Annotated in this window: 8 protein-coding genes; 7 read left to right on the top strand and 1 reads right to left on the bottom strand. The window is 66.9% G+C overall.

Translation table 11 applies throughout. The features are described from left to right. The 7 genes from yidC to OUA97_RS16360 all read left to right on the top strand — a co-directional run. Positions 1 to 1,610 (top strand): membrane protein insertase YidC (gene yidC, locus OUA97_RS16390; protein ID WP_267233100.1); only part of this gene is annotated, 1,610 nt, incomplete at its 5' end. Next, positions 1,607 to 2,257 carry a ribosome biogenesis GTP-binding protein YihA/YsxC gene (gene yihA, locus OUA97_RS16385; protein WP_267233099.1) on the top strand — a complete coding sequence of 217 codons (651 nt, stop codon included), beginning with the start codon at positions 1,607 to 1,609 and terminating at the stop codon, positions 2,255 to 2,257. The genes yidC and yihA, both read left to right, overlap by 4 nt. Before the next feature lie 90 nt (positions 2,258 to 2,347). Further along, positions 2,348 to 3,490 (top strand): acyl-CoA dehydrogenase family protein, encoded by a 1,143-nt coding sequence (locus tag OUA97_RS16380; RefSeq protein WP_267233098.1) that lies wholly within the window; start codon positions 2,348 to 2,350, stop codon positions 3,488 to 3,490. 137 nt (positions 3,491 to 3,627) lie between these two features. Then, complete coding sequence (gene argB / locus OUA97_RS16375; RefSeq protein WP_267233097.1) at positions 3,628 to 4,542, top strand: acetylglutamate kinase; 915 nt, start codon at positions 3,628 to 3,630, stop codon at positions 4,540 to 4,542. Then, positions 4,539 to 5,201, top strand: coding sequence for a pyrimidine 5'-nucleotidase (locus tag OUA97_RS16370; RefSeq protein WP_267233096.1), 663 nt, complete (start codon positions 4,539 to 4,541; stop codon positions 5,199 to 5,201). Before argB ends, OUA97_RS16370 begins: the two co-directional genes overlap by 4 nt. After that, positions 5,201 to 6,031, top strand: coding sequence for a 2,3,4,5-tetrahydropyridine-2,6-dicarboxylate N-succinyltransferase (dapD, locus tag OUA97_RS16365; RefSeq protein WP_267233095.1), 831 nt, complete (start codon positions 5,201 to 5,203; stop codon positions 6,029 to 6,031). The genes OUA97_RS16370 and dapD overlap by 1 nt, the downstream gene beginning before the upstream one ends. 400 nt (positions 6,032 to 6,431) lie before the next feature. Next, positions 6,432 to 6,923 carry a hypothetical protein gene (locus tag OUA97_RS16360; protein ID WP_267233094.1) on the top strand — a complete coding sequence of 164 codons (492 nt, stop codon included), beginning with the start codon at positions 6,432 to 6,434 and terminating at the stop codon, positions 6,921 to 6,923. A gap of 20 nt (positions 6,924 to 6,943) precedes the next feature. Here the strand turns inward: OUA97_RS16360 and OUA97_RS16355 are convergent, their stop codons facing one another. Beyond that, the gene (locus OUA97_RS16355; protein WP_267233093.1) at positions 6,944 to 7,450 is read right to left on the bottom strand and encodes a hypothetical protein; all 507 of its coding nucleotides are present in this window, start codon (positions 7,448 to 7,450) and stop codon (positions 6,944 to 6,946) included. Positions 7,451 to 7,754: the final 304 nt, after the last annotated feature.

Here is a 7,754-nt window from a genome sequence, read left to right as displayed (position 1 = left end):
CGGTCGTCGTGTCGCGCCAGGAAGCCGCCGCCGCCAGCGCGCGCGCGCCGATCGCGACGCCGGCCCTGGCCGGCTCGGTCTCGCTGCGCGGGGCGCGGATCGACGACCTGTTCCTGAAGAACTACCGCGTGGCGGTGGCCAAGGACTCGCCGCCGGTCGAACTGCTGCGCCCCGAGGGCGCCAAGTACGCCTTCTTCGCCGAATTCGGCTGGACCGGGGCCAACCTGCCCGGCCTGCCCAACGCCGACACCGTCTGGCAGGTGGTCGAGGGCTCGACCCTCGCGCCCGGCCAGCCGCTGGTGCTGCGCACCTCTAACGGCCAGGGCCTGACCTTCACGCGCAAGCTCGAGGTCGACGACAAGTTCATGTTCACGGTGACCGACACCGTGGCCAACACAGGCGCCGGGTCGGTGACCCTGGCCCCCTACGCCTCGGTCCAGCGCCAGGGCGTGCCGGCCGAGCTGGGACGCAACCAGATCGTCCACGAGGGCGCGATCGGCTGGCTGGGCGACGAGCTGCGCCAGCTGAAATACGCCAAGTGGCTGAAGGAGGGCGGCCTCAACGTGTCGTCCGTCGGCGGCTGGACCGGCATCACCGACAAGTACTGGCTGACCGCCCTGATCCCCGATCAGACGGAACACATCCAGAGCCAGTATCGGGTGACCAAGTCGCTCGCCGCCGACATCTATGAAGCCAACTATGTCGGCCGTCCGCACATCATCCCGGCCGGCAAGCAGGTCACCGAGGTCACCCGCCTGTTCGCCGGCGCCAAGACCGTGCCGCTGCTGAAGGAATACGAGACCAAGCTCGGCGTGCCGCACCTGGACATGGCCGTGGACTGGGGGAACTTCTGGTTCATCACCCGCCCGATGTTCATGTTCCTGGACTTCATCTTCCAGAAGGTCGGCAACTTCGGCATCGCCATCCTGCTGCTGACCGTGGCGGTGAAGCTGATCTTCTTCCCGCTGGCCAACAAGAGCTACGAGTCGCTCACCAAGATGAAGAAGGTGCAGCCGCAGGTCGAAGCGCTGCGCACGAAGTTCAAGGAAGATCCGGCCAAGCAGCAGCAGGAGCTGATGGCCCTGTACCAGCGCGAGAAGATCAACCCGCTGACCGGCTGTCTGCCGATGCTGGTCCAGATCCCGGTCTTCTACGGCCTCTACAAGGTGCTGACCGTCACCATCGAAATGCGTCACGCGCCGTTCTTCGGCTGGATCCAGGACCTGTCGGCCAAGGACCCGCTGACCATCTGGAACCTGTTCGGCCTGCTCCCCTACAACCCGGCCACCGTGCCGGTGATCGGGTCGATCCTGAATTCCGACCTGCTGCACCTCGGTCCCATGGCGCTGCTGTACGGCGTGACCATGTACCTCTCGACGGCGATGAACCCGCCGCAGCCGGACCCGATCCAGCAGAAGATCTTCCAGTTCATGCCGGTGATGTTCACCTTCATCATGGCGCCGTTCGCGGTCGGCCTGCTGATCTACTGGACCTGGTCGAACGTGCTGACGATCCTGCAGCAGTACGTGATCATGCGCCGGTTCAAGGTCGACAATCCGATCGACCAGATCATCGCCAAGGTCACCGGCAAGCCGAAGGAAGTCGGGTGAGCCAGGATCCGCTCTTTACCGAGGACGAACTGGAGGCCGCGCGCGTGCTGTTTGCGCGGCAGGCCAGCTTCCTCATGGGAGCAGTCTCGATCGACGGCCTGCCGCCGGGCGACCTGCCCGAGGTCGCCTTTGCCGGCCGCTCGAACGTCGGCAAGTCGTCGCTGATCAACGCCCTCGTCGGCCACAAAGGCCTGGCCCGCGCCTCCAACGAGCCGGGCCGCACCCGCGAGCTGAACTTCTTCATGCTGGACGAGCGGCTGCGGCTGGTCGACCTGCCCGGCTACGGCTGGGCCAAGGCCTCGAAGGTCGAGGTGAAGAAGTTCCAGAACCTGGGCCGCGACTTCCTGCGGGGCCGCGCCAACCTCAAGCGCGCCTACCTGCTGATCGACGCCCGCCACGGGCTGAAGGCGGTGGACGAGGAGCCGATGGCCGCCTTCGACAAGGCCGCGGTCTCCTACCAGATCATCCTGACCAAGGCCGACAAGCTGAAGCCCGCCGAAGTCGAGGCGGTGCGCCTGCGGACCGAGGCGGCGATCCGCAAGCGCCCGGCGGCGTTCCCGCGGGTGCTGGCCACCTCGTCGGAAAAAGGCGCCGGGATCCCGGAGCTGCGGGCCGAGATCATGTCGGCCTGCGAGATCACGCTCTAGGCCGCAACGCCGCGCTGACGCGGGGTCAGTCTTTGCGGACCCGGATGTCCATGGAACAACGGCGGGAAGGAAACTCCCAGGACCGCCACCATGCTCTCCACCGCCGCCCGCACGGCCTATGACGCCGACCTCGACCTGTTCCGCGACCAGGTGCGCAAGTTCTTCGACAAGGAGCTCTACCCGCGCCTCGACCGCTGGGAAGAGGACGGCATCGTCGATCGCGAGTTCTGGAAGGCCTATGGCGCGGCCGGGCTGCTCTGCCCGCAGGTCCCGGCCGAGTACGGCGGGCTTGGGCTCGACTACCGCTACAACGCCGTGATCGGCGAGGAGCTGTCCTATGCCGGTTCGTCGGCCGGGGTGACCCTGCAGTCCGACATCACCGTCGACTACATCATCAACTACGGCTCCGAGGAACAGAAGCAGCGGCTGCTGCCGGGCATGGTCTCAGGCGAGATCGTCACCGCCATCGCCATGACCGAGCCCGGCACCGGCTCGGACCTACAGGGCGTGAAGACCACGGCCATCCGCGACGGCAACCACTACGTCCTCAACGGCAGCAAGACCTACATCACCAACGGCCAGAACGCCGACGTGGTGATCGTGGTCGCCAAGACCGATCCGAGCCTGGGGTCGAAGGGCATCTCGCTGATCCTGGTCGAGCGCGGAACCCCGGGCTTCGAGCGCGGCCGCAACCTGGACAAGGTCGGCCAGAACTCGGCCGACACCTCCGAGCTGTTCTTCAACGACGTGCGGGTTCCGATCACCAACTGCCTGGGCGAGGAAGGCCGCGGCTTCGCCTATCTGATGAACCAGCTGGCCCAGGAGCGGCTGCAGATCGCCATCGCCGGCCAGGCCGGCGCCCAGCGCGCCTTCGACGAGGCGGTGAAGTTCACCAAGGAGCGCAAGGCCTTCGGCCAGTCGATCTTCGACTTCCAGAACACCCGCTTCACCCTGGCGGCGCTGAAGGCCAAGCTGCAGGCCGGCTGGGCGCACCTGGACTGGGCGATCACCCGCCACGTGGCCGGAAAGCTCGACGCCGCCGAAGCCTCGGCCGCCAAACTGTTCCACACCGAGCTGCAGTGGGAGGCCTGCGACATCGCCCTGCAGCTGCACGGCGGAGCCGGCTACATGAACGAGTATCCGATCGCCCGGCTGTGGCGCGACGCCCGCGTCCAGCGGATCTATGGCGGCACGTCCGAGATCATGAAGGAAGTGGTCGCCCGGTCGATCTGAGGGCCGCGCGCCCGACTCCCGCCCTCCAGGCGGTGACAGGGGGCCGCAGGTCCGCTATCGGAGCCCCCACAGCGCGCGAGCCTTCGCGCCTGGCTTAGTGTGGCGGAGCCGCGGACGGCTCCTGGAGGGTTGCGACCTTGACCGACGACGCCGAAGAACAGGGCTGGGCCACCGCCAAGACCCTCGCCGAGGCCCTGCCCTACATCCAGATCTACGACCGCGAGGTCGTGACGATCAAATATGGCGGCCACGCCATGGGCGAGGAGAGCGTCGCCAAGCTGTTCGCCGCCGACGCGGTGCTGCTGAAGATGCTCGGCGTGCATCCGGTCGTGGTGCACGGCGGCGGGCCGCAGATCTCGCGGATGCTCGACAAGGCCGGCGTGAAGTCGACCTTCATCGACGGCCTGCGGGTGACCGACGAGGCCACCATGGAGGTCGCCGAGATGGTGCTGTCGGGCGCCATCAACAAGGAGATCGCCAACTGGATCACCCTGGCCGGGGCCGAGGCCGACGTGCGCGGCGTGGGCCTGTCGGGCAAGGACGCCCGGCTGATCACCGTCGAGAAGGCGCACCGCACCAAGAAGGACCCCGACAGCCAGATCGAACAGGTCGTCGACCTGGGCTTCGTCGGCGAGCCGACCCGGATCGACCCGAAGCTGATCGAGGCGCTGATCTACGCCGAGGAGGACTACATCCCGGTGATCGCGCCGATCGGGGTGTCCGTGGAAGGCGAGACCTACAACATCAACGCCGACACCGTCGCCGGCGCCCTGGCCGGGGCGCTGAACGCCAAGCGCATGCTGCTGCTGACCGACGTGCGCGGGGTGCTGGACAAGAACGGCGAGCTGATCCGCCAGATGACCCTGGCCGAGGCCCGCGAGGCGATCGCCTCGGGCGTCGCCACCGGCGGCATGATCCCCAAGCTGGAGACCGCCATCGCCGCGGTCGAATCTGGCGTCGAGGCCGTGGTCATCCTGGATGGCCGCCGCCCGCATGCGATGCTGACCGAGCTCTTCACGGAACACGGCTCGGGCACGCTCATCCGCGCATGACCGCGGATCTGACGCATATCGACACCTGGCTGTTCGACCTGGACAACACCCTCTACCCCGAGGAGTCCGGGTTCATGCAGGGCGTCGAGAGCCGCATGACCGCCTTTGTGGCCAAGGTCACGGGGCTGGAGCATGACGCCGCCTACGGCCTGCAGAAGCACTATCTGGCCGAACACGGCCTGACGCTGAAGGGGCTGATGCTGCACCATGGCGTCGATCCCGCCGACTTCCACGCCCTGTTCCACGACCTGTCGCTGGACCTGCTGGCCAAGGACCCGGAACTGGTGGCGGCCATCGCGCGGTTGCCGGGGCGGCGGCTGATCTTCACCAACGCCGACGACAAGCACGCCGAGCGGGTGCTGGCGCACCTGAACCTGCGCGGGCTGTTCGACGACGTGTTCCACATCCACTCGTTCGGCTTCGCGCCCAAGCCCGACCCGCTGGGCTTCCAGCGGATGATCGACGCCCACGGCCTGACGCCGGCCAGCACGGCCTTCTTCGAGGACTCCGAGCGCAACCTGCATCCGGCCGCGGACCTGGGCATGACCACGGTGCTGGTCGGCTCGCGCGCGCTCGCCTCCACCGCCGATTTCGTCCACCACCGCACCGAGAAGCTGACGCCGTTCCTGAGTTCGGCGCGCCTGAAGGAAACCGCCTGATGTCCGATGACCTGAAGTCCGTGATCGAAGCCGCCTGGGAAGCCCGCGACGGCGTCAACACCGCCACCAAGGGCCAGGTCCGCGAGGCCGTGGACGAAACCCTGAGCCGCCTCGACAGCGGCGCGCTGCGCGTCGCTTCGCGCGGCGAGGACGGCGTGTGGACCACCCACCAGTGGGCCAAGCAGGCGATCCTGCTGTCCTTCCGCCTGAACGCCAACGTGCTGATGGATGCGCCGGCCCCCGGCCCCTACTGGGACAAGGTGCCGTCCAAGTTCACCGGCTGGGACGCCGCCCGCTTCGAAGCCGCCGGCTTCCGCGCGGTGCCCGGCGCCGTCGTCCGCCGCGGCGCCTTCATCGCCCGCAACACCGTGCTGATGCCCTCGTTCGTGAACATCGGCGCCTTCGTCGACGAGGGCACGATGGTCGACACCTGGGCGACGGTCGGCTCGTGCGCCCAGATCGGCAAGAACGTGCACCTGTCGGGCGGCGCGGGCATCGGCGGCGTGCTGGAGCCGCTGCAGGCCAACCCGACCATCATTGAGGACAACTGCTTCATCGGCGCCCGTTCGGAAGTCGCCGAGGGCGTGATCGTGCGCGAAGGCAGCGTGCTGTCGATGGGCACCTTCATCACCTCGACCACCCGTATCGTCGACCGCAAGACCGGCGAAGTGTTCCAGGGCGAGGTCCCGCCCTATTCGGTGATCATGCCCGGATCGATGCCGAGCCCGTTCGGCGAAGGCCTGCCCTCGATCAACTGCGCGGTCATCGTCAAGACCGTCGACGAGCGCACCCGCTCCAAGACCTCGATCAACGAACTGCTGCGCGACTGACGACCGGCGGAGCTCAAGTGGAATCGCTTGAGCCCCGCGGGTCCCCTTCCCCCTGATTCTCCAGACGATTCGCCGGCTGCGGACGATTTTCGCAGCCGGAGCGGGCGCCGTGCGCGCGCATCCGCCACCCAGGCGGGTATTTCGGTCGGCGGCAACGGCGTCATCCACAGGAAATGCCCCCGTTCCGAGCCGCCGGAACCAATTAACTATAGCATTCGCTTCTCGCGATACTGACGCCTGACTAGGTTATCGCATGACGCGAAGATAGCCGCGGCGATCAACGACAGTATCCTTAACGTAACCACGCGGCATGTTCGGAGCCCGTTGTTATTAAGGGAAATTGCTATTCGCCACGACCATTGACGCGGATGACATTAACTTTAACGCAGGGCCCGAACCAATGACCCCAGCGCCATCGCTCGCCGCTTTCGCCCTTGAGACGCCGGACCAGGATGTCTCGCCGCCCGAGGCGCCCTCGTGGGCCGAACCGGCGGCCGGATATCTGGAACAGGACGCAATGCGGTTCTTCTACCGCTGGGGCGGTCATCTCTCGGCGACCCTGATCCGGGTCCGCTCGCGCTTCGACGGCGACCTCGACCAGTACCTGCTCTATCTGGTGTTCCTGCTGGCCGAGATCTCGGAGCAGTTGCCGCGCGGACCGCGGCCGCCGCAGACCTTCCGCCGGCGCCGCGGGCTCAACGCGCTCAGCCTGGCCGACATCACCCAGATCCCGCGCGAGACCACCCGTCGCAAGCTGCTGGCCCTGGTCGAGCGCGGCTACCTGGTGCGTGAGGACGACGGCCTGTTCACCCTGGGCGGGGCCTATGACGTCGACCAGTTCTTCACCGACCTGAAGCCGCTGTTCTGGGACGCGGTGCGGCTGGAGCGCTAGGCGCGCGCCATTCGATCCCGCTACTCGATATTGTCGAGCTTGCGCCACAGCCGCCGGATCGCCAGCGCGCGCACCGCCGCGTCGTCGGACTCCAGCGGCGCCATGCCGAGCTTCAGCAGACAGTCGTTGAGCGCCAGCGGCTCATGGCGCGACAGGCGGATTCCCTTGCGGCGGGCGACCGTCTGAAAGCGGCGCCAGGCGCATTCGCCGCCGGACGCCCCCGTGGCGGCGGCGGCCGGCAACAGGCCGCTCTGCAGCACCCGATGGAACGCCACCAAGGTCGCGCCGCGACAGATCCGGGCCGCCAACACCGCGAAGGTCGCCTCATCCATCGGTTCGGTCGACAGGTCCTCGCTGGCCGCGCCGCCGAACAAGGTCGCCGGGCTGGATGACCGCACAAAGGCGCTGAGCGCCACATTGCCCCGGTCGTCGACAAAGGCGTACTGCATCACGTGCTGGCGGCCGTCGGCGGCGACCGACCGAACCGCGAAATAGACATGCTCGCTTGCCGAGACCTGATGAGACATCGGCGGGCGCAGAATATGTTCAGGTATCTGCGTTCCACGAATAACGCCGCCGCGCTCTAGAACATCGAGGATATCTTCGATCTTCTCGGCAGATGTTTTGGGTATCTTCTGCTTGAAGAAATTGAACATGACGCAGCACCCCACACCCGGTTCAGGCATAGTTCTTGAATGCGCGTCCCAGGTCGATGCAATTGCTTCCCAATTCGGGATGGTAAACGGATATTTAGCATGCCCACTTTGGGCGCGCGGCCTTGACGGGCCCGAGACTCAAGGCCCATTGCCCCTGAGCGCCCGCCCGGCTACC

Source organism: Phenylobacterium sp. 58.2.17, assembly GCF_026411515.1.
Lineage (GTDB): Bacteria > Pseudomonadota > Alphaproteobacteria > Caulobacterales > Caulobacteraceae > Phenylobacterium.
Note: the sequence above shows the minus strand (reverse complement) of the source record. Positions and strands in the feature narration are given on the sequence as shown.

Bases quoted from the DNA above. Each gene is read 5' to 3' on its own strand.
- OUA97_RS16380 (WP_267233098.1), top strand. From the start codon at position 2,348: ATGCTCTCCACCGCCGCCCGCACGGCCTATGACGCCGACCTCGACCTG.
- OUA97_RS16355 (WP_267233093.1), bottom strand. From the start codon at position 7,450: ATGTCTCATCAGGTCTCGGCAAGCGAGCATGTCTATTTCGCGGTTCGG.
- dapD (WP_267233095.1), top strand. From the start codon at position 5,201: ATGTCCGATGACCTGAAGTCCGTGATCGAAGCCGCCTGGGAAGCCCGC.
- OUA97_RS16370 (WP_267233096.1), top strand. From the start codon at position 4,539: ATGACCGCGGATCTGACGCATATCGACACCTGGCTGTTCGACCTGGAC.
- OUA97_RS16360 (WP_267233094.1), top strand. From the start codon at position 6,432: ATGACCCCAGCGCCATCGCTCGCCGCTTTCGCCCTTGAGACGCCGGAC.